General features: G+C 63.9%; 19 protein-coding genes. 10 read left to right on the top strand and 9 right to left on the bottom strand.

From position 1 onward, the window contains the following. Positions 1-13 precede the first annotated feature (13 nt). The 5 genes from HU729_RS03005 to HU729_RS03025 form a co-directional block, all read right to left on the bottom strand. Positions 14-1,348 carry an LLM class flavin-dependent oxidoreductase gene (locus HU729_RS03005; protein WP_186708300.1) on the bottom strand — a complete coding sequence of 445 codons (1,335 nt, stop codon included), beginning with the start codon at positions 1,346-1,348 and terminating at the stop codon, positions 14-16. A gap of 16 nt (positions 1,349-1,364) precedes the next feature. Next, positions 1,365-3,473, bottom strand: coding sequence for a TonB-dependent receptor (locus tag HU729_RS03010; RefSeq protein WP_346655283.1), 2,109 nt, complete (start codon positions 3,471-3,473; stop codon positions 1,365-1,367). Between the two features lie 397 nt (positions 3,474-3,870). Next, a complete protein-coding gene (locus HU729_RS03015; protein WP_186664466.1) occupies positions 3,871-5,286 on the bottom strand; it encodes an aspartate ammonia-lyase in 1,416 nt (471 codons plus the stop codon). Further along, on the bottom strand, positions 5,273-6,262 hold the full coding sequence (locus HU729_RS03020) for a LysR family transcriptional regulator (protein WP_186708302.1): 990 nt from the start codon (positions 6,260-6,262) through the stop codon (positions 5,273-5,275). Before HU729_RS03020 ends, HU729_RS03015 begins: the two co-directional genes overlap by 14 nt. 22 nt (positions 6,263-6,284) lie before the next feature. Next, entirely contained in the window at positions 6,285-7,637 is a 1,353-nt protein-coding gene (locus HU729_RS03025; protein ID WP_186708304.1) for an MFS transporter, read from the bottom strand. A gap of 268 nt (positions 7,638-7,905) precedes the next feature. On the opposite strand from HU729_RS03025, the gene HU729_RS03030 reads away from it, so the two are divergent. After that, positions 7,906-8,223 carry a DUF2388 domain-containing protein gene (locus tag HU729_RS03030; protein ID WP_186664460.1) on the top strand — a complete coding sequence of 106 codons (318 nt, stop codon included), beginning with the start codon at positions 7,906-7,908 and terminating at the stop codon, positions 8,221-8,223. An 84-nt stretch (positions 8,224-8,307) separates the two neighbouring features. On the opposite strand, the gene HU729_RS03035 is transcribed toward HU729_RS03030, so the two are convergent. Then, positions 8,308-9,120, bottom strand: a complete 813-nt coding sequence (locus HU729_RS03035) for an AraC family transcriptional regulator (RefSeq protein WP_186708306.1) — start codon at positions 9,118-9,120, stop codon at positions 8,308-8,310. Positions 9,121-9,245: 125 nt separating this feature from the next. On the opposite strand from HU729_RS03035, the gene HU729_RS03040 reads away from it, so the two are divergent. The 5 genes from HU729_RS03040 to HU729_RS03060 all read left to right on the top strand — a co-directional run bounded on the left by HU729_RS03040 (position 9,246) and on the right by HU729_RS03060 (position 16,980). Then, positions 9,246-9,764 (top strand): carboxymuconolactone decarboxylase family protein, encoded by a 519-nt coding sequence (locus HU729_RS03040; RefSeq protein ID WP_186664457.1) that lies wholly within the window; start codon positions 9,246-9,248, stop codon positions 9,762-9,764. 166 nt (positions 9,765-9,930) lie between these two features. Beyond that, the gene (locus HU729_RS03045) at positions 9,931-10,944 is read left to right on the top strand and encodes a zinc-binding alcohol dehydrogenase family protein (RefSeq protein WP_186708308.1); all 1,014 of its coding nucleotides are present in this window, start codon (positions 9,931-9,933) and stop codon (positions 10,942-10,944) included. A gap of 190 nt (positions 10,945-11,134) precedes the next feature. Further along, positions 11,135-12,376 carry a multidrug efflux RND transporter periplasmic adaptor subunit MexE gene (gene mexE, locus HU729_RS03050; protein ID WP_186664453.1) on the top strand — a complete coding sequence of 414 codons (1,242 nt, stop codon included), beginning with the start codon at positions 11,135-11,137 and terminating at the stop codon, positions 12,374-12,376. Positions 12,377-12,388: 12 nt separating this feature from the next. Continuing rightward, a complete protein-coding gene (locus HU729_RS03055) occupies positions 12,389-15,568 on the top strand; it encodes an efflux RND transporter permease subunit (protein WP_186664451.1) in 3,180 nt (1,059 codons plus the stop codon). Then, entirely contained in the window at positions 15,565-16,980 is a 1,416-nt protein-coding gene (locus HU729_RS03060) for a TolC family protein (RefSeq protein WP_186708310.1), read from the top strand. Before HU729_RS03055 ends, HU729_RS03060 begins: the two co-directional genes overlap by 4 nt. A 117-nt stretch (positions 16,981-17,097) precedes the next feature. On the opposite strand, the gene HU729_RS03065 is transcribed toward HU729_RS03060, so the two are convergent. Next, on the bottom strand, positions 17,098-17,646 hold the full coding sequence (locus HU729_RS03065) for a TetR family transcriptional regulator (RefSeq protein ID WP_186708312.1): 549 nt from the start codon (positions 17,644-17,646) through the stop codon (positions 17,098-17,100). Positions 17,647-17,831: 185 nt separating this feature from the next. On the opposite strand from HU729_RS03065, the gene leuC reads away from it, so the two are divergent. The 3 genes from leuC (at position 17,832) to HU729_RS03080 (ending at position 20,486) form a co-directional block, all read left to right on the top strand. Continuing rightward, positions 17,832-19,256, top strand: a complete 1,425-nt coding sequence (gene leuC / locus HU729_RS03070; protein WP_186708314.1) for a 3-isopropylmalate dehydratase large subunit — start codon at positions 17,832-17,834, stop codon at positions 19,254-19,256. A 3-nt stretch (positions 19,257-19,259) separates the two neighbouring features. Continuing rightward, entirely contained in the window at positions 19,260-19,868 is a 609-nt protein-coding gene (gene leuD / locus HU729_RS03075; protein ID WP_186708316.1) for a 3-isopropylmalate dehydratase small subunit, read from the top strand. A 189-nt stretch (positions 19,869-20,057) separates the two neighbouring features. Further along, positions 20,058-20,486, top strand: a complete 429-nt coding sequence (locus HU729_RS03080) for a hypothetical protein (RefSeq protein ID WP_186664442.1) — start codon at positions 20,058-20,060, stop codon at positions 20,484-20,486. Positions 20,487-20,591: 105 nt separating this feature from the next. Here the strand turns inward: HU729_RS03080 and HU729_RS03085 are convergent, their stop codons facing one another. Both HU729_RS03085 and HU729_RS03090 read right to left on the bottom strand, forming a co-directional pair. Further along, a complete protein-coding gene (locus tag HU729_RS03085; RefSeq protein WP_186708318.1) occupies positions 20,592-21,506 on the bottom strand; it encodes a LysR substrate-binding domain-containing protein in 915 nt (304 codons plus the stop codon). A gap of 82 nt (positions 21,507-21,588) precedes the next feature. After that, positions 21,589-22,908, bottom strand: coding sequence for a Na+/H+ antiporter NhaC family protein (locus HU729_RS03090; protein ID WP_186708320.1), 1,320 nt, complete (start codon positions 22,906-22,908; stop codon positions 21,589-21,591). A 252-nt stretch (positions 22,909-23,160) separates the two neighbouring features. Between HU729_RS03090 and HU729_RS03095 the strand changes: the two genes are divergently transcribed. Next, positions 23,161-25,305 carry a methyl-accepting chemotaxis protein gene (locus tag HU729_RS03095; RefSeq protein WP_186708322.1) on the top strand — a complete coding sequence of 715 codons (2,145 nt, stop codon included), beginning with the start codon at positions 23,161-23,163 and terminating at the stop codon, positions 25,303-25,305. Positions 25,306-25,309: the final 4 nt, after the last annotated feature.

The following is a 25,309-nucleotide window of genomic DNA, read 5'->3' on the forward strand; positions in this document are numbered from 1 at the left end:
CCTTTATCGGGGGTCATGTCCGCAACGAGAACTGGTTCACTGCCTTGGGCAGGCCAAGGTGCTCGCGCAGCGTGCTGCCCTGGTATTCGCGTCGAAACAATCCGCGCCGCTGCAGCAACGGCACCACTTCCTCGACGAACACCCGCGCGCCTGAAGGAAACATGTCGGGCATGATGTTGAAACCATCTCCCGCCCCGGCCAGGAACCACTCGGCCAGAGTGTCGGCGACCTGCTCAGGGGTGCCGACCGCCAGCCGATGGCCCACCAGGATGCGTCGTGACAACTGGCGGATGGTCAGGTTTTCGCGCCGGGCCAGGTTCAGCTGCGCCTCGAGAAAGCCATGGGAGCCCTGCTCGAACGCTGCCACCGGGCCGATCCTGGCCCAGGGCAAGGGTGCATCCGGGTCCAGCTCGCGGGCATCGATACCGATGCGTCCGGCCACTTGCTGCAACAGGCCATGCTCGCCATGCCAGGCGTTGAGCTCGTCGAAACGCGCATGGGCCTCGGCCTCGGTGCTGCCGATCACCGTCGACAGCCCCGGCATGATCTTCAGGTGCCTCGGGTCTCGCCCCCAGGCCTTGGCGCGGGCCTTCATCTCCCGGTAGAAGGCTTGCCCGTCAGGCAAGGTGGTCTGGGTGGTGAAGATTGCATCGGCATAGCGCGACCCCAGCGCCTTGCCGCCTTCGGAAGAACCCGCCTGGACCAGCACCGGACGCCCCTGGGGCGAGCGTGGCAGGTTCAGCGGACCTTTGACCTGAAAGTGCCGCCCCTTGAAATCGAGGGTGTGGATCTTGTCCGGATCGGCGAAACGCCCTCCCGCCCGGTCACCGATCACGGCATCTTCTTCCCAGCTGTCCCACAGCTTGAGCGTCACCTCGAGAAATTCCTCTGCGCGGCCATAGCGATCGACATGCAGCGGCGCACCCGACAGGCCGAAATTCTGCGCGGCCGCGTCGCCGGCGTTGGTGACCACGTTCCATGCGGCGCGCCCACCGCTGATGTGATCCAGCGAGGCGATGCGCCGGGCCAGGTTGAACGGTTCGTTGTAGGTACTCGAACAGGTGGCGATCACCCCGATGCGCTCGGTGGCGGCGGCCAAGGCGGTCAGCAGCAGGGTCGGTTCCAGCCGTCCACCCGGCTGGCTGGCGACATCGCCGGGCAACGCCGGGCCATCCGCGAGAAAGACCGCATCCAGACAACCCTTTTCCGAAATCCGGGCAATATCCCGGTAGTAGGCGACATCGACATAGGCGTCGATGGCCGCCTCGCCCTGGCGCCACGCTCCGGCGTGGGCGCCGAACCCCAGGATGTTCATGCCCAGGCTCATCTGCGCTACATCTGTGCTCATGAGGCTCTCCGTGCACTCAGAATCGGAAGGCAACGCCAGTGGTCACGTTGAACGCGTCCCCTGGGTAGAAATTCGCAGAATCGCGCCCGCCTGCGTCATAGGCCGTGTTGGTGGCACTGGCATAGCGCTGGTTGGTGAGGTTGCGCAGGTCGGCGAATACCTCCCACTTGCGGTTTGGCGCCTGGTAGCCGAACTTGGCGCCCCACAACAGGTACGACGGGGTCTGCCAGGTGTTGGCGTAGTCGATGTAGTAGCTCGACGCCGCACGCAGGTTGAGCGAGGCGTAGAAACCACTGGCCTGGCGATAGGCGAGCTCGGCCTGGTAGACCTGGCGCGGCAGGCCGGGCAGCTCGTTGTCGCCGAAACGTTCGTCGTGGCGATACTTGAAGTCGTTGAGGGTGTAGGCCTGGCGCAGGTCGAGCGTGTCGCCGTTGGCACCGGTCCACAGCAACGCATTGAGCCCCGCCTCGATGCCTTGATGCAGGGTCGGGCTGGCGTTGGAGGTGGCCGTGAGCTGGTCCTGGGTGGCGGTTGCCTGTTGCACGACCACGGTCAACAGCTCTTTCTGCACCCAGGAGCGATACAGGGTCAGGCTGCCATCGAAGATCCCGTGGTTGCCGCGCACCCCCACCTCGAAGGTGGTGGCCTTCTGCGGCCGGACATCGTAGAGGAAAGGATTGCTGGTGCTGCCCAGTTGCCAGGTCACCGGCGGGTCGATACTGCGGCTGACGTTGCTGAACAGCTGGAATTCGGGGTTGATCTGGTAGCGCAGGCCCAGGCGCGGCGCCAGGTCGTTCTCGACGTATTCGACGCTAGTGGGGAAGTTGCTGCGGTTGGCCGCGGTCAGGGTGCTCGCCTCGATCTCGCCCTTGCGGCGGATGTTGACGAACGAGAGCCCCGACGACAACCACAGGTCATCGGCCAGTTGCAGCTCGTTGGCCAGGGTCAGCACGGTATCGCGCGAACCGGTGTAGTTGGTTTCCTGGGTCTTGAGCCCGGTGGCGCGGCTGTGCGCCTTGACATCGGCCAGGTAGGCGCGGGTGTTGCTGAAGATCACGCTGCTGTCACTGGGCAGGCCGAGGAAGGTGTCGCCGGTACGCAGGTAGCGCAGGGTCAGGTTGATATCCTTCGAGCGCCAATCCTGCGGCGCCACGGCATAACGCCAGCCATTGAGCAGCGGGTAGTTGTTGTACGACGCGCCGACTTCGAGCCTGGCGCCATCGTCGAAGGTGTAGGTGGTCTTGTTGCCGATGAAGGTGGTGCCGTCCTTGCGCCGCCCGGTGGGCACCAGATTGCTGCGCGGATCATGCTTGAGCTGTGCGCGGGTCAGGGTGTTGCCGTTGATCAATTGCTCTTCGCGGTACTTGAAGAACACACGGGTCTGCAGCTTGGGGCTGAACACGTGGCCGAAGTTGGCGGCGATGCCACGGCCTTCGTTGCTGGCGTGGTCCTGGTAGCCGTCGCGCTCGTTGTGCAGCACGTTGATGTAGTAATCGCTGTCGCCCACCACTCCACCGGTGCTCAGCTGCTGCTTGCGGTAGCCATAGCTGCCGACTTCGAAGCGCGCGTAGTTGCCGGGGTCGGTGCGGCCGGTCTTGCTCACCATGTTGATCGCCCCGCCCAGCGCCAACGCGCCGTACTCGTAAGCGTTGGCGCCGTAGAGCACCTCGGTGTGATCCACCGCCTGCATGTCGAGAAAGTCTTCCTGGGTGCCGCCGGGGCCGGTGATCGGCAGACCGTCGAAGAGGAACTTGGTGCCCAGCACGTAGCCTTGGTAGAAGGTGTTGAGCCCCGAGCCGCGGATCGAGATCTTGTTCGCAGCAGTACCGCTGGTGCCCTGGGCGAACACACCGGGCTGCAGCGCCAGTACGTCCTCGGCGTTGGCCGCACGGCCCTGCTCGACTTTGCGGTTGTCGACCACCGCCGTGTTGCCAGCAACCTTCTGCAGGCGCTTCTGGTCCTGCTGGGCGCCGGTTGCCGCAGCGCCGGTGACCGTCACCGTGCCCAAGGTGGATTCCTCGGCGGCCAGCGTTGCCGGGCTGAAGGCGGCCAGTAACAACGGCAGGCTGGCGGCGGTCATCAGGCTGAAACGCGGCTGAGCGGAAAATCGGACTTTCGCACGCACTACTGATACTCCCCATTTATAGATAGGACCGTGTTTCGCTGTTGTTCACGAAGTACGGTCGGGTATTCAAATGGGGTTATTGCAGTTGTTGTGCCAAGGCACTGAATACAATATTTCAGCGATTCACGTGTTGGATGACGGGCTATTTGTACAACCCGCTGTTCAATAAACAACAGTTCAAGGCCACACCAGAAAATTCAGCTTTGATTCGGGCATTTCGATATAACGACCGCTGTTCGAAACTCAACAACCGGCCAACAGAAGTTCTCTGGTAACACACAACTTTCAATCCTTCGCGCGCTGTATCGGGCGTTCCGGCGCCTTCGCGGGCAGTCGAGGCGCCGAACCGCCGCGCCTGCAGCAGGTGGTAACCTGTCTGCAGGTGCGGATTCATCAATCAACGCTGCTCGAACACCGGATACGACGCCTGCTCGATCGCTGCCATGGCCTGCGCCTCGGTCATCACACCGGACTCGGCCAGGATCGCCAGCAGCGAGCGCCCTTCACGCACCGACTGACGCGCCAGTTTGCTGACCTGGGCATAACCCAGGCGCGGCACCAGGGCCGTCGCCACCGCCATCGAATCGGTCAAATGCGCCAGGTTGCGGGCTTGGTCAGCCTGGATGCCGGCCACGCACTTTTCACGAAAACGCTGGATGCCCTGAGTGAGCAAGGTGATGCTGTCGAACACTCGCGAGGCCACCACCGGCTCGAAATGGTTGATCTCGAGCTCGCCGTACTGCACTGCCTGAGCCACTGCCACATCGTTGCCGATGATCGCGAAGCTCAGCTGGATCATCGCCATCGGCAGCACCGGATTGACCTTGCCGGGCATGATCGAGGAGCCGGCCTGGGCTTCGGGCAGCTTGAGTTCGCCCATGCCGCCCACCGGCCCCGACGATAGCTTGGTCAGGTCGGCGGCGATTTTCGCCAGCGAGGTGGCGCAGGTACGCAGCTCACCAGATACGCGGCCGAACACATCCATGTTCTGCATCGCATCGAAGGGGTTGGCTGGCGCCTGGTAGGCGACACCGGTGATCTTCACCAGATGCCGGTAGACCGCCGCGCGGTAAGCCTTCGGCGCGCCGAAACCGGTGCCGATGGCGGTGCCGCCCAAAGGCAGTGTGTGCAGCTTTTCACGCACGGCAACCAGTTCGTCGGCCAGGCGGTGAGTCAGCGCGGCGTACCCCCCGAACAACTGCCCCAGACGCATGGGCTGGGCGTCCTGCAGGCAGGTGCGGCCCAAGTGCAGGATATCGGCGAACTGCAGCGCCTTGGCATCGAACACCTGGGCCAGCAGGCGCACCTGCTCGATCAGCCCGGCAAGCATGGCGTGGGTGGCGATCTTCAATGCCGCCGGGTACACGTCGTTGGTGGACTGGGAGATGTTGACGTGGTCGTTGGGGTGCACCACCTCATAGCTGCCCGGCGCATGGCCGAGGAACTGCTGGGCACGGTTGGCGATGACTTCGTTGAAGTTCATGTTGGTCGAGGTGCCGCCTGAGCCCTCCAGCAGATCGACGATCAGCGAGTCGTCGCATGCACCGGCCATCACCGCCTGGCAAGCTTGGGCAATGGCGTCGGCCTGGGCCTGGGCGATCACGCCGCATTCATGGTTGGCCAGCGCAGCGGCCCACTTGCACTGGGCAAAGGCATCACGAAAGGCCGGGTAATGGGCGATGCTCAGCGGCGACACGCTCAGGTTGTCGAAGCCGCGCAGCGAGTTCACGCCATAGAGTTTGTCGGCGCCAATTCGCACTTCGCCCACATAGTCCTGCTCGACGCGTGTATCGAGGCGATCAAAAGTACTCACGGGTATTTCCCTCTTCGAATTTGACTAATGCCTCGACGCCCTTGCCCAGCGCCGCAAGCCGCGGCAGGAAGGCATCGAGGATGACAGCACGCGCCGACTCGCAGGCATCTGCGAAGAAGGCGCCGTATTCGTTGCGCCGCGCCACCAGATAGAGCGAGCGCTCCAGGCTCAGCTCAGGCGTCAGGTGCGCGGTGACGTTGTCGACCCAGGGCATGGCCTGCAGAAAGCACATCGGGCTGGTCACCGCCCAGCCGATGCCTTCGGCGACCATTGCGGTCAGGGCGTCGGCGTTGTCCAGCTCCAGGCGGTTGGGCACCCGCACATTGAGGCCGCGCAGGTGCCGCTCGATCTGCAGGCCGACCTGCGACAGGCGATTGAAACGCACCACCGGCAACACATTGGCCAGCGCCCGCACATCGTCGAGGCTGTGCAGCTCTCGCCCCAGCGCCTTGGGCGTAATCACGAAATAGCGCTCGGTGAACAAGCGATAGCGGATCACGTCGTTGGCATCCATCAGCGGATCGCTGGTGACGATCAGGTCCAGGTCGCGGCGCAGCAACGACTCGCCCTGCTGCGGGCTGAGGCCGGTGCGCACCGACAACTGCGTGACCTGGCCAAGCATCTGGCGGGTGAACATCGAGCCACAGGTAGCGGCGAAGGAATCGACCAGGCCAATGCGCAGGTCGGGTTTGACCCCGCGCCCGGCATCGAGCACCTGCGCCTTGAGATTGGACAACTCCTCGCTGAGCAGCGCGCCGCGGTTACGCAGGGCCAGGCCGAACGTAGTCAGGGTCAGCGGCCGCGTGGTGCGGTCCACCAGCACCACGCCAAGATCGTCCTCCAGCTGGCGTACCAACTGCGACACCCCGGATTGGGAGATGCCCATGCGACTGGCCGCACCGGACATGCTGCCCTCCTCGGCCACAGCGATGAACACCTGGACCGCGTACATGTCGATGAGTCTGTTGCCAGGCATGCTCAAGCTCCCGTGTTGATGATCAATGGGCGTTCAACGGCCGTTCTTCCGGCTTGCCGGCACCATCGTCCGGCGTCACCGCTGCCAGGCGCTCCTGGCTGGTTTCCGGGGCGAACAGGTGGCAGAACACACCACCAAACAGCAGCACCCCGACGCACACGCCCAGCGCCGTGTGCACCCCCAGATGCTGCACGGCGATCGGCAACAGGAAGGTGGCGAACGCCGAGCCGAAGCGGCTGGCGGCCACGGCCAGGCCGATGCCCGAAGCACGCAGGTGGGTGGGGAACAGCTCCGGCGGGTAGACGAACTCCAGGTTGACCGCTGCCGCAAGCACGCAAGCAAAGAAGCCAAACGCGATGATGGTGCCCAGCGCCCCGAAGCTGGCCCAGGCCAGTACGGCCAGGCCCACGGCGCTCAGATAGAAGGTGCCGATCAGGAAGCTGCGGCGCGAAATGCGGTCGATGATCAGCAGGCCGAACAATGCGCCAAGCATCAACAGCACGTTGTAGACCAGGCCGCCGACGAACTTGTCCTGCACGTTCAGTGCTTCGAGCACACGCGGCGCGAAGGTGCCCAAGGCGAAGAACGGAATCACCTGGCAGGTGTAGAACACGCAGCCGACCAGGGTGTTCTTGCGCCAGCGGCGGCTGAACAGCTCGCTGAAGCTGCCGCGTTGCTGCGCCGCTGCCGGTGGTGCGGCAGGCAAGGTCACGTGCGCACCGAACTTGGCCTGGACGATGGTCAGCGCCTCGGCACTGCGACCGCGCGCCATCAGCCAGATCGGCGACTCCGGCACACCCAGGCGCAACGGCAGGATCAACAAGGCCGGCACGCCGCTCAAGGCCAGCATCAGGCGCCAAGCGTCCGGGCCGATATCACGAATGGCGAAGCCCACCAGGTATGCGGCGACATAACCTGCGGCCCAGGCGGCGGCCAGGACACTCAACAAACGCCCGCGATAACGGCGTGGGGCGAACTCGGTGACCAGCGACTTGCTCACCACATAGTCGAACCCCAGCACCAGTCCGAGCAGCAGGCGCAGTGCCAGAAGTTGCTCGGGGGAAGTAACGAAGAACTGCGAAGCTGAAATAACCGCGAACAGCAACATGTCCCAGGCAAAGATACGGCGCCTGCCGAACTTATCGGCCAAGGGCCCTGCAAACAAACTGCCGAGAAACAGACCGGCCAGTGACGCCGCGCCGAGCAAACCCATCCATAGCGCATTCAATTGCAACGGCCCCGCCGCCATGCTGACCGCGATGCCGATAATCCCTAGCACGAATCCGTCACTGAATTGACCGCCCGTACCACTGAACACCGTCTTGATATGAAAACGGCTGAGTGGGAGGTCTTCGAACGAAACTTGGCTACTCATTCGTGTCTCCACTTGCTTCTTGTAGTTGTGAGCCGGCTCGGGTGGCCGGTTACGAATGAGTCTACGGTCACAACTTCAGCAAAACAGCAGGTGCACTGACAGTATCAAGAATGCTGATAGTGTAAGCCGCAATTGTTGATGAAGCCGGGCAGCCGATATGCGGTCGCTCGTCTGGCAATTACTTGCAGGGGGAACTCTGGCCAATGGCCTCATCTCTTAATTGCATGCACGAGATCCCTTGGGCTGTAATGCTTCTGGAGGACTGATCATGCGTTATTCACTGCTTGTTCCGGCACTGCTGCTGTGCATCCCCGCAGGGTCCGCCCTGGCCCGCGTCGACGCGGGCGACGTGGCCACCTCGGCAGGTGTTTCTGCTTCGCTCTACTCCACATTCAAGGATGACAAACGGATCATCCCGGCACGCGACGAACTGTCTGCGTTCGTGGCCAGTGGCGGCGCGATTCGCGGAGCCTATGTGGAGTCGGCGCTGGAGCAGGTGCGCAAGAGCCATCCTGGGTTGCAGGTCAGTGATGAAGAGCTGGCCAAGGCGCTGCTGTCGCAGGATGAGGTTGTCGCGGACCATTGATGACGGTGGTGCTCTTTTCGCGGGCATTGGATTGCCTTTGCCGGAGCAACCTTGCCCGCGAAAAGAACAGCCGTGATCTCAACCTTATCCCCGCCACTGTGAAGGGCTCACCCCAGTCTTGCGCCTGAACACTCTGGCCAGCGCCGAAGGGCTCTGATACCCCACCTCATCCGCCACCAGAGCCAGCGGCCTGCCCTCGCGGATACGCTTCTGCGCAAGGCCGATACGCCAATCCGCCAGGTAGTCCCCCGGCGTGCTGCCCACCACCGTCCGAAAGTGCGCGGCAAAGCTCGCCCGCGACATCCCTGCCAAGGATGCCAGCGCCTCCACGCTCCAGCTGTGCGCAGGCGCGTCATGCATCGCCACCAGCGCCCGCGACAAGCGCTTGTCGGCCAGCCCCGCCAACATGCCCGAAGCCATCTGGCCCTCCCCGAGCAACTGTCGCAACAGCTGGATCACCATCAGCTCGAACAACCGGTTGAGCACCAGTTCGCGACCGCAATCGTCGCCGAAGGCTTCAGTGAACAGCCAGTCGCTGCTGGCCTGCAGCCCGGTCAGGGCGCTCAGCGGGCTTACCAGCGCGTCCGGCAGTGCACGGGTCAGCGGATTGTCCGGGCCGCCGGTGAAATCCAACGTGGCGCAGACCAGCTCGGCATTGTCCGCCTCGCTGGCCAGCAGTTGGTGGGACTGAGGGCGTACCAGCAAAATCAGGCTGGGCTCTTCCAGCACCTGCTCCTGGCCGGCCGGCTCCCTGAAACGCAAGCGACCTGCGCGCAGCAGATGCACATGACCACTGCGCTGCTCGCCTTCGAAGCGCGAGATGCCGCAGAAGCCGCCTTGGTGGAAGGTCGAGGCGTGGAAGTCGAAATGGTTGAGCAACGTGGCGAGGCGGTCCATGGCAGGTCCAGCTTTAGACGATCAGTCGCATAAGCTGGACGATCTGAACCCGAATAGCAATTCCTGCTGGGTAATCTGTACCCAAGCTTGAACAACAAGCTCCCCACTCAGACAGGAGATTCACCATGACTCGCATCGCCGCCCTGACCCTCGAACAAGCCCCTGAAGCCGCCCGCCCTGCCCTGCAAGGCGTGGAAAAAGGCCTGGGCTTCCTGCCCAACGCCTTCGCCACCATGGCCCACTCCCCAGCCGCACTCAACGGCTACATGGCCTTGGCCCAGGCCATGGGCAAGAACAGCTTGACCCCGGCGGAACGCGAGGTCGTGGCACTGGCTGCTTCCCAGGTCAATGGTTGTGAGTACTGCGTGGCCGCGCACAGCTTCTTCGGCGGCAAGTCCGGGCTGAGCGAGGCCGATATGCAGGCCGCACGCGCCGGCACCCTGAATCCGGTGGCCGTGCTTGCCCGCGCGGTAACGCTGAACCGCGGCCAGGTACCCGACGGTGTGCTGGCCGAAGTGCGCGCCGGTGGCCTGGACAATGCGCGGATCGTCGACGTGATCGCCCAGGTGACGCTGCTGACCCTGACCAACTATCTGAACAACGTGGCCCGGACCGAAGTGGACTTCCCACCACGCGGGGCCTGATCGGCCAGCAGAACAGCCCTCTCGCGGGACAGCCCGCGACAGGGCTCGCCCTGCCACAGCACACTTTCAAAAAAAACCTGAAAGTCTAACTTCCATAACGATGTTTTTCAGCCAAACCACGTTAGCTAAGGTATGCCCATCGCTCATCGATACCCAAGGAACCCCCATGAAAGCCATCGTCTTCACCGAACACGGTCTGCCCATCGACAGCGACCAGGCCCTGTTCGACAGCGAACTGCCCCGCCCCACCCCAGGCCCACGCGACCTGCTGGTGGAGGTCCAGGCCATTTCAGTCAACCCGGTCGACACCAAGATCCGCGCCGGCGCCGGCAAGACGGCCCCGCGGGTACTGGGTTGGGATGCGGTCGGCACCGTCCGTGAAATCGGCACCGAAGTCACCCTGTTCCAGCCCGGTGACCAGGTCTATTACGCCGGTGCCATCGATCGTCCCGGCAGCAACAGCCAATTGCACCTGGTCGACGAACGCATCGTCGGCCACAAGCCCCGTAGCCTGGACAACGCCAGCGCCGCAGCATTGCCGCTGACGTCGATCACCGCCTGGGAATTGCTGTTCGACCGACTGGGCGTCCCTGAAAACGGTGGTCACGGCCAGAGCCTGCTGATCATCGGGGCGGCCGGTGGCGTGGGTTCGATCCTGCTTCAACTGGCACGCCAACTCACCGGCCTGACCGTGATCGGCACCGCCTCGCGCCCCGAAACCCGTCAGTGGGTGAGCGAGCTGGGCGCGCACCATGTGATCGACCACAGCCAGCCGCTGGTCGAGCAACTGAACGCCATTGGCTACCCCGAGGTCGACCTGGTGATCAGCCTGACCCACACCGATAGTCACTTTGCGCAACTGATCGCGGCGCTGCGCCCGCAGGGCAAGCTGGCGCTGATCGACGATCCGGCCAGCCTCGACGTGGTGCCGCTCAAGCGCAAATCGCTGTCGCTGCACTGGGAGCTGATGTTCACCCGTTCGCTCTATCAGACCAGCGACATGATCAAGCAGCACGAGTTGCTGGAGCGGGTGGCGAAACTGATCGACGATGGTGTGCTCAAGACCACGCTGGGTGAGCATTTCGGCACCATCAATGCCGCCAACCTTCGTCGCGCCCATGCGCTGATCGAAAGTGGACGGGCCAAGGGCAAGATCGTGCTGGAAGGGTTCGAGGACTGACTTCGCCATGTGGTGAGGGGGTACGCGGGCACGTCGAAACACTGCGCCCCTCACTGCCACATGTGTCGCCATCGATAAACAGGCTCGACATATCATTCCGCGTGATAATGACCTTCGCGCCATTCGATTCGTTCCTGTAACGCAACACACTCATGATCCGCCCACTATCAATACAGTGGCGGAGTTCTCCATGGAATATTCATTCAAGGCCCTGCGCTATCCCCTCGCTGCCCTGGCAGTGGCGGTGATCAGCGCTTGCGGTAAAACCCCCGACGCCATGCAGGCTCCCGCCGCCCCCAAGGTGAGCGTAGCCAAGGTGATCGAGCAGCCGATCAACGAATGGGATGAGTTCACCGGACGCCTGGAAGCCCCGGAAACCGTGGAAGTCCGCCCGCGCGTCTCCGGCCAGATCGACTTGGTGGCCTTCACCGAAGGCGCCCAGGTCAAGAAAGGCGACCTGCTGTTCCAGATCGACCCACGCCCGTTCCAGGCTGAAGTCCGTCGTCTCGAAGCCCAATTGCAACAGGCCAAGGCCACCGCCATCCGCAGCGCCAACGAAGCCCGCCGTGGCGAGCGCCTGCGCGACAGCAACGCCATCTCCGCCGAGCTTGCCGAATCGCGCAGCAGCGCCGCCGCCGAAGCCCGCGCCGGGGTGGATGCGATCCAGGCCCAGCTCGACCTGGCCCGTCTGAACCTGAGCTTCACCCGGGTCACCTCGCCGATCAGTGGCCGCGTCAGCCGTGCCGACTTCACCGCTGGCAACATCGTCACCGCCGACGTCACCCCGCTGACCAGCGTGGTCTCCACCGACAAGGTCTACGCCTACTTCGACGCCGACGAGCGCGTTTACCTCAAGTACACCCAGCTTGCCCGCCAGGGCCAGCGCGGCCAGGCCACCCCGGTGTACCTGGGCCTGACCAACGAGACCGGCAACCCGCACCTGGGCCAGATGAACTTCGTCGACAACCAGGTCAACCCGCGCACCGGCACCATCCGTGGTCGCGCCGTGTTCGACAACAGCGACGGCCAGTTCACCCCGGGCCTCTACGCCCGCCTGAAGCTGGTCGGCAGCGCCAAGTACGACGCCGTGCTGATCAATGACGAAGCGGTCGGCACCGACCTTGGCAAGAAGTTCGTGCTGGTCATGGACAAGGACAACAAGGCCGCCTACCGCGCGGTGGAACTGGGTCCGAAGCTCGAAGGCCTGCGTATCGTGCGCAGCGGCCTGAGCAAGGACGACCGCATCGTGGTCAAGGGCCTGCAGCGTGTGCGCCCAGGCTCGCCGGTCACCCCGGAGGAAACCCCGATGGCCAGTGAAGAAACCCTCGCCACCCTCGCCCGTCAGCGCCAGGCGCTGGAAGCCAGCAATCCGGCACCGGCGGTGGCAGGTTCGAACGTGAAAGTCGCCAGTGCCCAGGCACCGCGCGGTTAAGGGACAACATCGATGAACTTCTCGAAATTCTTCATCACCCGCCCGATCTTCGCCGCCGTGCTGTCGCTCGTGTTGCTGATCGCCGGTGGCATCTCGCTGTTCCAGTTGCCGATCAGCGAATACCCGGAAGTAGTGCCACCGACCGTGGTCGTGCGCGCCAACTTCCCAGGCGCCAACCCCAAGGTGATCGGCGAAACCGTCGCCGCACCGCTTGAACAAGCCATTACCGGTGTCGAGAACATGCTGTACATGTCCTCGCAGTCCACCGCCGATGGCAAGCTGACCCTGACCATCACCTTCGCCCTGGGCACCGACCTGGACAACGCGCAGGTGCAGGTACAGAACCGCGTGACCCGGACGCAGCCCAAGCTGCCCGAGGAAGTGACGCGCATCGGTATTACCGTCGACAAGGCATCGCCCGACCTGACCATGGTCGTGCACCTGACCTCGCCGGACCAGCGCTACGACATGCTCTACCTGTCCAACTACGCCATCCTCAACATCAAGGATGAGCTGGCGCGCCTGGGCGGTGTCGGTGACGTGCAGCTGTTCGGCATGGGCGACTACTCCCTGCGTGTATGGCTGGACCCGAACAAGACCGCCTCGCGCAACCTGACGGCCAGTGACGTGGTCGCGGCGATCCGCGAACAGAACCGCCAGGTCGCCGCCGGCCAATTGGGCGCTCCGCCCGCCCCCGGCTCGACCAGCTTCCAGTTGTCGATCAACACCCAGGGCCGTCTGGTCAGCGAGGAAGAGTTCGAGAACATCATCATCCGCGCCGGTGCCGATGGCGAAATCACGCGCCTGAAAGACATCGCCCGGGTCGAACTGGGCTCCAGCCAGTACGCCCTGCGCTCGCTGCTGAACAACCAGCCGGCGGTGGCGATCCCGATCTTCCAGCGCCCAGGCTCCAACGCCATCGAGATCTCCGACGAAGTGCGGGCGAAGATGGCCGAGCTGAAGAAAGACTTCCCGGAAGGGATGGACTACAGCATCGTCTATGACCCGACCGTGTTCGTGCGCGGCTCGATCGAAGCGGTGGTGCACACCCTGTTCGAAGCCCTGGTGCTGGTCGTGCTGGTGGTGATCCTGTTCCTGCAGACCTGGCGCGCCTCGATCATCCCGCTGATGGCCGTACCGGTCTCGCTGATCGGCACCTTCGCGGTGATGCACCTGTTCGGCTTCTCGCTCAACGCGCTGTCGCTGTTCGGGCTGGTACTGGCGATCGGTATCGTGGTGGACGATGCCATCGTCGTGGTGGAGAACGTCGAGCGCAACATCGGCCTGGGCCTGCAGCCGATGGAGGCCACGCAAAAAGCCATGAGCGAGGTGACCGGCCCGATCATCGCCACCGCCTTGGTACTGTGCGCGGTGTTCGTACCGGCGGCGTTCATTTCCGGCCTTACCGGACAGTTCTACAAGCAGTTCGCCCTGACCATCGCCATCTCGACCGTGATCTCGGCGTTCAACTCGCTGACCCTGTCGCCGGCCCTGGCTGCGGTACTGCTCAAGGACCACCATGCGCCCAAGGACCGCTTCTCGCGGTTCCTGGAAAAACTGCTGGGTAGCTGGCTGTTCAAGCCGTTCAACCGCTTCTTCGACCGTGCCAGCCACAGCTACGTCGGCGGCGTGCGCCGGGTCATCCGCTCCAGCGGCATCGCCCTGTTCGTCTACGCCGGCCTGATGGGCCTGACCTACCTGGGCTTCTCGTCCACACCGACCGGCTTCGTTCCGGCGCAGGACAAGCAGTACCTGGTGGCCTTCGCCCAGTTACCTGACGCCGCCAGCCTCGACCGCACGGAGGCAGTGATCAAGCGCATGAGCGAAATCGCCCTCAAGCAACCGGGCGTTGCCGACTCGGTGGCCTTCCCGGGCCTGTCGATCAACGGCTTCACCAACAGCCCCAACAGCGGCATCGTGTTCACCCCGCTCAAGCCGTTCGACGAGCGCAAGGACCCGAGCCAGTCGGCACAGGCCATCGCGGCAGCGCTGAACGCGCAGTTCGCCGATATCCAGGACGCCTACATCGCGATCTTCCCGCCGCCACCGGTACAGGGGCTGGGCACCATCGGCGGTTTCCGCCTGCAGATCGAGGACCGCGGCAACCTGGGCTACGAGGCGCTGTACAAGGAAACCCAGAACGTCATCGCCAAGAGCCGCAGCGTGCCTGAGCTCGCCGGTTTGTTCACCAGCTACCAGGTCAACGTGCCGCAGGTCGATGCTGCCATCGACCGGGAAAAGGCCAAGACCCATGGCGTGGCGATCACCGATATCTTCGACACCCTGCAGGTCTACCTGGGCTCGCTGTACACCAACGACTTCAACCGCTTTGGCCGGACCTACCAGGTCAACGTCCAGGCTGAACAGCAGTTCCGTCTCGACGCCGAGCAGATTGGCCAGTTGAAGGTGCGCAACAACCTGGGCGAGATGATCCCGCTGGCGACCTTCCTCAAGGTCAGCGACACCTCCGGTCCCGACCGCGTGATGCACTACAACGGCTTCATCACTGCCGAAATCAACGGTGCCGCTGCCCCAGGCTACAGCTCTGGCCAGGCCGAGGCGGCGATCGAGAAGCTGCTCAAGGAAGAGCTGCCCAACGGCATGACCTACGAGTGGACCGACCTGACCTATCAGCAGATCCTCTCGGGCAACACCGCGCTGTTCGTGTTCCCGCTCTGCGTACTGCTGGCCTTCCTGGTGCTGGCTGCCCAGTACGAAAGCTGGAGTCTGCCACTGGCGGTGATCCTGATCGTACCGATGACCCTGCTGTCGGCCATCACCGGCGTGATCATCTCCGGGGGTGACAACAACATCTTCACCCAGATCGGCCTGATCGTACTGGTGGGCCTGGCGTGCAAGAACGCGATCCTCATCGTCGAGTTCGCCAAGGACAAGCAGGCCGAGGGCCTGGATCCACTGGCCGCCGTGCTGGAAGCCTGCCGCCTGCGTCTGCGTCCGATCCTGATGACCTCGATCGCCTTCATCATGGGTGTGGTGCCGCTGGTGTTCTCCTCCGGTGCCGGTGCCGAGATGCGTCATGCCATGGGCGTGGCGGTGTTCTCGGGGATGATCGGGGTGACCGTGTTCGGCCTGTTCCTGACGCCGGTGTTCTTCAACCTGATCCGCCGTCACGTCGAACGTCGCCAGGCCCGCAAGGCCGAGCGTGTGCAAGCGCTGGAGAATCATGCATGAACCTGCTCAAACCCCTGACTCCTAGCCTTCTGGCGCTGGCCCTGGCGGCCTGCGCGGTGGGCCCGGACTACAAGACCCCAGATACCCAGCCTGCGCGTTTCGATACTGAAACACCGGCCAAGGCCCTGGACCGCAGCCGCTTCGAAAGCAGCTGGTGGAAGCAGTTCGACGACCCGACCCTGAACCAGCTGGTGCAGGCATCGCTGCAGGGCAACCGTGACCTGCGCGTGGCCTTCGCCCGCCTCAAGGCCGCACGCTCGATCCGCGAGGACGTCTCCAACGACGACCTGCCGGTGGTCACCAGCCGCGCCAGCAGCGACATCGGCAAGGGCCAGATACCAGGCCAGACCGAGCGCCGCGTCAACAGCGAGCGCTACGACCTGGGCCTGGACATGGCCTGGGAGGTCGACCTGTTCGGCCGTATCCAGCGTCAGATCGAGGCCAGCAAGGCTCAGGAAGACGCCGCCGAAGCCGACCTGCAACAGTTGCAGGTCAGCCTGATCGCCGAGCTGGTGGACGCCTACGGCCAGCTGCGTGGCGCCCAGTTGCGCGAAAAGATCGCCCTGGCCAACCTCAAGACCCAGGAAGACTCGCGCAGCATCACCGTGACCCTGCGCGACACCGGGGTCGGCAACGAGCTGGATGTGGTGCGTGCCGATGCCCGCCTGGCGGCGGTCGAGGCCACCGTGCCGCAACTGCAGGCCGAACAGGTGCGGGCGCGCAACCGTATCGCCACCCTGCTGGGTGAGCGCCCGGACGCGCTGAGCGTGGACCTGTCGCCCAAGCAACTGCCGGCCATCGCCAAGGCCCTGCCCGTCGGCGATCCAGGCGAGCTGCTGCGCCGCCGCCCGGACATCCGCAGCGCCGAGCGCCAGCTCGCCGCCGCGACCGCCAATGTGGGCGTGGCCACGGCCGACCTGTTCCCACGGGTCAGCCTGAGCGGCTTCCTTGGCTTTACCGCCGGACGCGGCTCGCAGATCGGTTCCTCCGCGGCCAATGCCTGGGCACTGGGCCCGAGCATCAGCTGGGCAGCCTTCGACCTGGGCAGCGTGCGTGCCCGTCTGCGCGGCGCCAAGGCCGACGCCGAAGGCGCGCTGGCAACCTACGAGCAACAGGTATTACTGGCACTGGAAGAATCGTCCAACGCCTTCAGCGACTACGGCAAGCGCCAGCAACGGCTGCTGTCGCTGATCCGCCAGAGCGATGCCAGCCGCAAGGCCGCTGACCTCGCGTCGGTGCGCTACCGCGAAGGCACGGTGGATTATCTGGTGTTGCTCGATGCCGAGCGTGAAAAGCTTGCGGCCGAGGATGCCCAGGCCCAGGGCGAAGTCGAGCTGTATCGCGGCATCGTCTCGATCTACAAAGCGTTGGGCGGTGGCTGGCAGCCTGAGACCGTGGCCAGCGTGAAGTAAACCCGCCCGACCTGTTTCAACCTCTCCTTTGGTTGGTCCTCCCCCAACCCTTTGCCCCGCCGACCTTGGTCCGCGGGGCTTTTTTTGCAGCCTTGGCCGCGCGCACCCGTGTCAGGCTCATGACAAGGCGCGGATCAACGCCAGGATGTCGTCCCGGCTCACCACGGTGCGGCTCAGCGCATTGTGAATGGTGAAGCCTTCGATCAGCGCATCCAGTGCCCGCGCGGTCTTCTCGTCGAAATGCGCCTGCAACGCCGCCCGCGAGCGAGCCAACCAGTCATCCATGATGTAGGTGTAGTCGGGGTGGCGCGAGACGAAGGCATAGAGTTCGAAGATCAGCAGCATCTGCCCGGAAGCTTTCCACAGCTCGCCACAGATCAGGTCGGCCAGCAGTTCGCGGGCATGCTCGGCATCACGCGCGTCGCCCAGGCGAGTGAAGTACTGATCGGCGATGCGGTTGGTCATCTTGACGAAGGCCGCCGCGACGATCTCCTGAATCGTGCTGAAGTGGTAGGTCATGGTCCCTGGCGAAACCCCGGCCTCGCTGGCGATGCGCCGGTAGGTGGCGCACACCGAACCGTCGCGCTGGATCACTCGCAATGCGGCGTCGATGATCTGTGCCTTGACGTCGCTGTCGCTGCTGTCCTGTTTTCGCGGCCTTGCCATGGTGGTCTCTTGAGGTGGATTCGCTGCAGAGCATACCAGCCAGGACGCTCGCCCGACATGCCGCACGATTCGTGCATCACAGCATTACGATGACCACGTTGTTCCACGATCTGAACGGAATAAGCTGGACCCGGGCGCTTACCGTGACGCCTACGCCTATGACCATTCGATCGCGAGTGACAGCCATGCATCGCCCCAGAACCCTCTACGACAAGCACCTCGATGCCCACACCGTCTGCACCCTGGACGACCAGGGCCATGTGCTGCTGTACATCGACCGCCAGGTCGCCAACGAATACACCAGCCCCCAGGCATTCAGCGGCCTGCGCGAAGCCGGGCGGCAAGTCTGGCGCCCGGCCTGTACGCTGGCTGTGGTCGACCACGTCAACCCCACCGCCCCTGTGCGCATCGCGACCATGCCTGACGCCGGTGGCGCACTGCAGGTTTCCTACTTCGAGCAGAACTGCCGCGACTTCGGCATCGAACTGTTCGATGTGCTGGACAAGCGCCAAGGGATCGAGCACGTGGTAGCGCCCGAGCAAGGTTTCATCCTGCCCGGCATGGTGGTCGCCGCTGGCGACAGCCACACCACCACCTACGGCGCGCTGGGCGCCTTGGGTTTCGGCATCGGCACCTCGGAGATCGAGCACCTGCTGGCCACCCAGACCCTGGTCTACAAACGCCTGAAGACCCTGCGTGTCACGGTGACCGGCGAGCTGGGCGCAGGCCTGGTCTCCAAAGACATCATCATGCAACTGATCCGCCGCATCGGTGCCTCCGGTGCCACCGGCTATGCCATCGAGTTCACCGGCCCGACCATCAGTGCCCTGAGCGTCGAGGCGCGCATGACCATCTGCAACATGGCCGTGGAAGCCGGTGCCCGGGGTGCCTTCATGGCGCCTGACCAGAAAGTCTACGACTACCTTGCCGACAAGCCCCGCGCGCCCAAGGGCGAGCTTTGGGAGCAGGCGGTGCAGACCTGGCGCGACACACTGTTCAGCGACCCGGGCGCGCAGTTCGATCTGGAAGTTGCCCTTGATGTCGGCGAGCTGGCGCCGATGGTCACCTGGGGCACCAGCCCCGACCAGGCCGCCCCGATCGACCAGCAGATACCCGACCCGCTGCAAGAACCCGACCTGATCCGCCGCCAGGACCTGCAACGCGCCTTGCGCTACATGGACCTGACACCCGGCATGCAGCTCGACCAGATCCCCATCAGCCATGCCTTCATCGGTTCGTGCACCAACGCCCGCATCGAAGACCTGCGCGATGCCGCCCGTGTGGTGCGCGGACGCCAGGTGGCGGCAGGCGTACGCGCAATGATCGTGCCCGGCTCCACCCAGGTGCGCGAACAGGCCGAACGTGAAGGCCTGGCGCAGTTGTTTCTCGATGCCGGTTTCGAATGGCGCCAGTCGGGCTGCTCCATGTGCCTGGCGATGAATGACGACGTGCTCAGCCCCGGCGACCGCTGCGCCTCGAGCACCAACCGCAACTTCGAGGGCCGCCAGGGCGCCGGCGCACGCACGCACCTGATGAGCCCCGCGATGGTCGCCGCCGCAGCCGTCAGCGGCCACCTGGTCGATGTCCGCACTTTCTCCCTGGAGGCCTGAGCCATGCAACCCTTCCTCACCGAGACCGGCATCGCCGCCCCGTTCCTGGCCGCCAACGTCGACACCGACGTGATCATGCCCAAGCAGTTTCTCAAGGGCATCGATCGCAATGGCCTGGACCGCGGGGTGTTCTTCGACCTGCGTTTTGCCGCAAGCGGCGCGCCGACCCCGGAGTTCGTGCTCAACCAGGCACCGTGGCAGCAGGCGCGCTTTCTGGTGGTCGGCCCCAACTTCGGCTGCGGCTCGAGCCGCGAACATGCGGTATGGGGCCTCAAGCAACTGGGCATCCGCGCACTGATCGGCAGCAGCTTTGCCGGGATCTTCTTCGACAACTGCCAGCGCAACGGCGTGCTGCTGATCCAGCTCGCCGAAGCTGAAGTCAAGGATATTGGCCAGTGGGTCAGCACACCCGACAGCGCCGAACTGAGCATCGATCTGGAGCAGCAGCAGATTGTGCTGCACGACGGTCGCTGCATTGCCTTCGAGATCGACCAATTGCGCAAGCAGGCGCTGCTGCTGGGGCTCGATGCCATTGGCAGCACGCTGCAGCGCACCGAGCAGATCCGCGCCTTCGAAGCACGGTATCTGCAGGCCCATCCGTGGGTGGCTTGAACTTTCATGAACGGCCTTGTATCGCGATCACGCGCGCCGCAGCGGTATTCAGGCAAGCGGGCGACGCATGAGATACCTGATATTTTTGTCAGGTTCGCAATGAAATCCGATGGGTTATGTTTCGAGTGTGCCAACGCCAAAAACTTTCGGTTGCTGGAACCGCTCAATTAACCCCTGGGAGTCAACTTCATGAAAACGACATCGAACGCCGCGCTGCCCATCGAACTCCAGCCGCCTACCTTCGAGCCTTTATACAATGGAATTGTCACCTGTGAATCAGCCAGGATCGGCGTGAGGTTGATCAGGCCTGTCGTCGCTGGGATGCGAGCAGGTGCTGTAGTGCACGTGTCGATCATCGGAAAGGATGAGCAAGGAGTGGAAGTAGGGTCGTACGAGTTTTCGGTGTTGGTCACCAACCCAACACAATCAGACATCATTTTTGTTCCGTTGAACCTGCTAAGCGAAATCTTCGTTGGTGAGATGATCGCCACGTATTCAGTATTTCAAGATGGCACTGCAACCCTTTCCCCCTCACAGAAAGTGCAGGTGTACCTGAGACTCGCCGGCGGACCCAGTTGCCTTGTACATGAAGGGGTGAAGAACACGTTCAAGGTGTAAGCAAATGCGCGTGCGAGCCGAGCCGACTCTTCGGCAATGCTCGCCGCTCTCTTAATCATCAGCGACCTATGCACGGAACGTTGCCAGGCTGATAAGAACCTTTTCTCAGCCCATCAACACCCTGAAGTGCCGCTCGAGAAACTCCACGCACACGCGCAGTTTCGCCGAATCCGCCAAGCGCGTCGGGTACACTGCCCAGACGTTGGCGCTCTGGGTGTAGTCGTGCAGCACCTGCACCAGCCGACCGCTCTCCAGCAACGGCCGCACGTCCCAGTACGAACGCAGCAGGATGCCCCGCCCGCCCAGGGCCCACTGCAGCACGATCTCGCCATTGTTCGACGACAGCGGCCCGCTGACCCGCACCCTCTCTTCACGCCCTGCATGCTGCAACTGCCACACACCGAACGGATTGTTGCGTTCCTTGAGCACCAGGCAGTCGTGATTGTCGAGATCCTTGAGGGTCAGCGGCGTACCCCGCTGGGCAAGGTATTCGGGGGTGGCGCACAGCACCCGCTGGTTACTCGCCAGCTTGCGCCCGATGTGCTGCGCCGGCAGGTCGTCGCCGATACGGATTTCAAGGTCGAAGCCTTCGGCGACGATATCCACCACCCGGTCGAACACATCCAGGCGAATCTCCAGGGCCGGATACGCCGCCGACAACTGCGCCACGGCAGGTGCGACATGGTTGCGGCCGAAGCCGAAGCTGCTGCACAGGTGCAGCACGCCGCGTGGTTCCTGGCGCACCTGCTTCATTTCGCCAACGAAGTCGTCCATGTCACCGAGAATGCGGATGGCCCAGCGCTGGGCACGCTCCCCGGCGTCGGTGAGGGCAATGCTGCGGGCGTTGCGGTGCAGCAGGCGCGTGCCCAGTGCGGACTCCAGCAAGCGGATGCGCTTGCTGACATAGGCTGGCGACAAGCCCAGCTCGTCCGCGGCCGCTGCGAAGCCTGACTTGCGGATCACGGTAAGGAACACCCGCAGGTCTTCGGGCAGCGGCGACTCGGCACGAGGTGTGTTCATTGCAGGGATTCTCGGGGCATTGAATTCACGCTTTGAGCATGATGCCACCGCACCCGACCCGCCACAATCGAGCTGCTATCGCCTACAGCACCATCGCCGCCACCCAACCGAACGCCAGCAGCGGCAGGTTGTAGTGGATGAAGGTCGGCACCACCGTGTCCCAGATATGGTGATGCTGACCATCGACGTTCAGGCCCGAGGTCGGCCCCAGGGTCGAGTCCGAGGCAGGCGAGCCAGCGTCGCCCAACGCACCGGCTGTGCCGACGATGCACACCGTGGCCAGCGGGTCGAAGCCCAACTGCACACACAGCGGCACGAAGATCGCGGCAAGAATCGGCACGGTTGAGAAGGAAGAGCCGATGCCCATGGTCACCAGCAGCCCCACCAGCAGCATCAGCAAGGCACCGATACCCTTGCTGTGGTCGATCCACTGCGCCGAGGTCTCGACCAGGCTCTTCACCTCGCCGGTGGCCTTCATCACTTCGGCAAAGCCCGAGGCCGCGATCATGATGAAGCCGATCATGGCCATCATCTTCATGCCCTCGGTGAACAGATCGTCGGTCTCGCGCCAGCGCACGATGCCCGACAGCGAGAAGATCAGGAAACCGACCATCGCACCGATGATCATTGAATCCAGCCACAACTGGATGATGAATGCCGCAGCGATGGCTGCACCGGCCACCAGCAAAGTCAGCGGGTTGTACTGCACGCTGACCTGCTCGACCTCTTCGATGCGAGCCAGGTCATAGTCACGCTTGCGCCGATAGCTGATGAACACCGCCACCAGCAGGCCAACGAGCATGCCCGCCGCTGGGATGGCCATGGCGTGGGTGACGTTGACGCCGCTGATGTCCACGCCCGCACGGCTGACGTTGGCCAGAAGGATCTGGTTGAGGAAGATATTGCCAAAACCCACGGGCAGGAAGATGTACGGGGTGATCAGGCCGAAGGTGATCACGCAGGCGATCAGGCGCCGGTCGATGCGCAGGCGCGTCAGCACGTACAAGAGTGGTGGCACCAACAGCGGGATGAAGGCGATGTGAATCGGCAGAACGTTCTGCGACGACACCGCAACCACCAGCATCAGGCCAATCAACAACCACTTGAGCGTGCCGCTCTGTACCTGCCCCTGGCGGTCGATCATCGCCAGCGCGCGGTCAGCCAGGGCGTGGGCCAGGCCGGACTTGGCGATGGCCACGGCGAAGGCACCGAGCAACGCGTACGACAACGCCACCGTCGCGCCGCCGCCCAGGCCGCCATTGAAGGCTGCGAGCGTACCTTCGATCCCCAGACCACCGACCAGGCCACCGGTCACGGCGCCAACGATCAGGGCGATGACCACATGCACGCGGGACAGGCTCAGTACCAGCATGATACCGACCGCGGCGATCACTGCATTCATGGTGTGCAATACCTCATTACGACAGACAAAAAGCGGGCGCTCCGGCGACAAGCTGCGCTGGGCAGCGGCCGGACCAGGGGTGTTGTTATGGAGGGCGCACACTCTGAAGCACTGGGGGGAGGATGTCAAAACTGCCGAGGAATGGCGGTTGTGAAAGCGCTTTTATCTTTATTGAACGTTCATATAAAGAAAAGCCATGCGCCGCCGAAACAGTCGTCAGCCCCAGCTCTACTATTACAAGGGATGTACACCATGCCGTTGCGTCAACTTTCCATCCAATGGAAGATCACCCTGCTCGCCGGATTGTGCCTGGCCAGCATCGTCACATTGCTCGTCGGCCTTTCGTTGTATCGCATGGACCACAGCTCGGACCTGGTCAAGGCCAGCAGCTCGCAGATGCTCACCGAATCCGCCCAGGCCCGCATCGAATCTCAAGGCGAGGTCCAGGCGCTGAGCATTCGTCGTCGGTTCATGGACGCCTACCAGTACGGTGCCGGCTTCGCCCGTCAGGTCCTGTTCCTGCGCGAACAGGCCGAAAAGCGCTTCATCGACGCCCACGACCTGCGCCAGGACATGACCGCCCAGGTGCACGCCGCACTGCAGGCCAACCCCGACCTGCTCGGCCTTTCGCTGGTGTTCGAAGCCAACGCCCTGGATGGCAAGGACAAGCTGTTCAGCGACCTCGCCGAGCTTGGCAGCAACGAAACCGGGCGCTTCGCCCTGTACTGGTCGCAGCCGCGCGCAGGCCAGTTGACCGCCATGGCGTTGCCCGAGCGTGACATGGCCAACACCCAGATCGGCCCCAGCGGCGAGGCGGCCAATACCTGGTGGGCCTGCCCGCGCAGCACCGCCAAAGTCTGCGTGATCGAGCCCTACTTCTATGAAATCGCTGGCCAGCAAGTGCTGATGACCAGCATCGTCTTCCCGCTGATGGTAGATGGCAAGGTTATCGGCACCCTGTCCATCGACACCAACCTGAACAGCTTGCAGGCCCTGAGCGAAGACGCCAGCCGCAGCCTGTACGAAGGTCGCACCAAGGTCGGCATCCTCAGCCCCGCGGGCCTGCTGGCCGGCTACAGCCCGGACGCCGGCAAGCTGGCCGAGCGCTTCGACCAGGTCGATACCCGCCAGGGCGCCGAGCTGGTGCGCAAGCTGACCGCTGGCAAGCTGCAGGTGCTTCACGACCAGCAACGCCTGAAGGTACTGGCCGCGTTCGCACCGATTCCCGGCGGCAAGCCCTGGGGCGTACTGCTCGACGTACCGGAAAGCGCCCTGACCGGCCCTGCCGACGCGCTCAAGCGCGAACTCGACGTGCTCAACACCAGCGGCACCCTGCTCGAGCTGGGCCTGGGCCTGGCTGCGGCGATCGCCGGCCTGCTGGCGGTGTGGCTGATGGCGCGCGGGGTAACCCGGCCGATCCTCGGTGTGGCCGCGATGCTCAAGGATATCGCCAGCGGCGAAGGTGACCTGACCCGTCGCCTGAACTACGACAAGCGCGACGAACTGGGTGAGCTGGCCGGCTGGTTCAACCGCTTCCTCGACAAACTGCAACCCACCATCGCCGAGGTGAAACGCTCGGTGCAGGCAGCACGCGGCACGGCCGACCAGTCTGCTGCCATCGCCAGCGAAACCAGTGCGGGCATGGAGCAGCAGTACCGCCAGGTCGACCAGGTCGCGACCGCCTCCCACGAAATGAGCGCCACCGCCCAGGACGTCGCCCGCAGTGCGGCCCAGGCAGCGCAAGCCGCGCGCGATGCCGACCAGGCCACCCGCGAAGGCCTGGCCGTGATCGATCGGACCACTGATAGCATCGATGCGCTGGCCGCCGACATGAGCAGCGCCATGGCCCAGGTCGAGGGGCTGGCGCAAAACAGCGAGAAGATTGGTTCGGTGCTGGAGGTGATTCGCTCCATCGCCGAGCAGACCAACCTGTTGGCCCTCAACGCGGCCATCGAGGCCGCGCGCGCCGGGGAAGCCGGGCGCGGCTTCGCGGTGGTCGCCGACGAAGTGCGCAACCTCGCGCGGCGCACCCAGGAGTCGGTGGAAGAGACCCGCCAGGTGATCGAGTCGCTACAGGCCGGCACCCGCGAAGTGGTCGGCGCCATGGACAGCAGTCATCGCCAGGCCCAGGGCGGCGTGCAGCAGGTTGGCCAAGCGGTTACCGCGCTGCAGCGCATCGGCCAGGCGGTCACCGTGATCAGCGACATGAACCTGCAGATCGCCTCGGCCGCCGAAGAACAGAGCGCGGTGGCCGAAGAGATCAATAGCAATGTGGCCACCATTCGCGACGTGACCGAATCGCTGTCAGGTCAGGCCAACGAATCGGCGCGGGTCAGCCAGTCGCTCAATAGCCTTGCCAACCAGCAGCAGGGGCTTATGGACCAGTTCCGGGTCTGAACAG

Source organism: Pseudomonas sp. RW10S2, from assembly GCF_014268985.1.
GTDB classification, from domain to species: Bacteria; Pseudomonadota; Gammaproteobacteria; order Pseudomonadales; family Pseudomonadaceae; genus Aquipseudomonas; species Aquipseudomonas wayambapalatensis.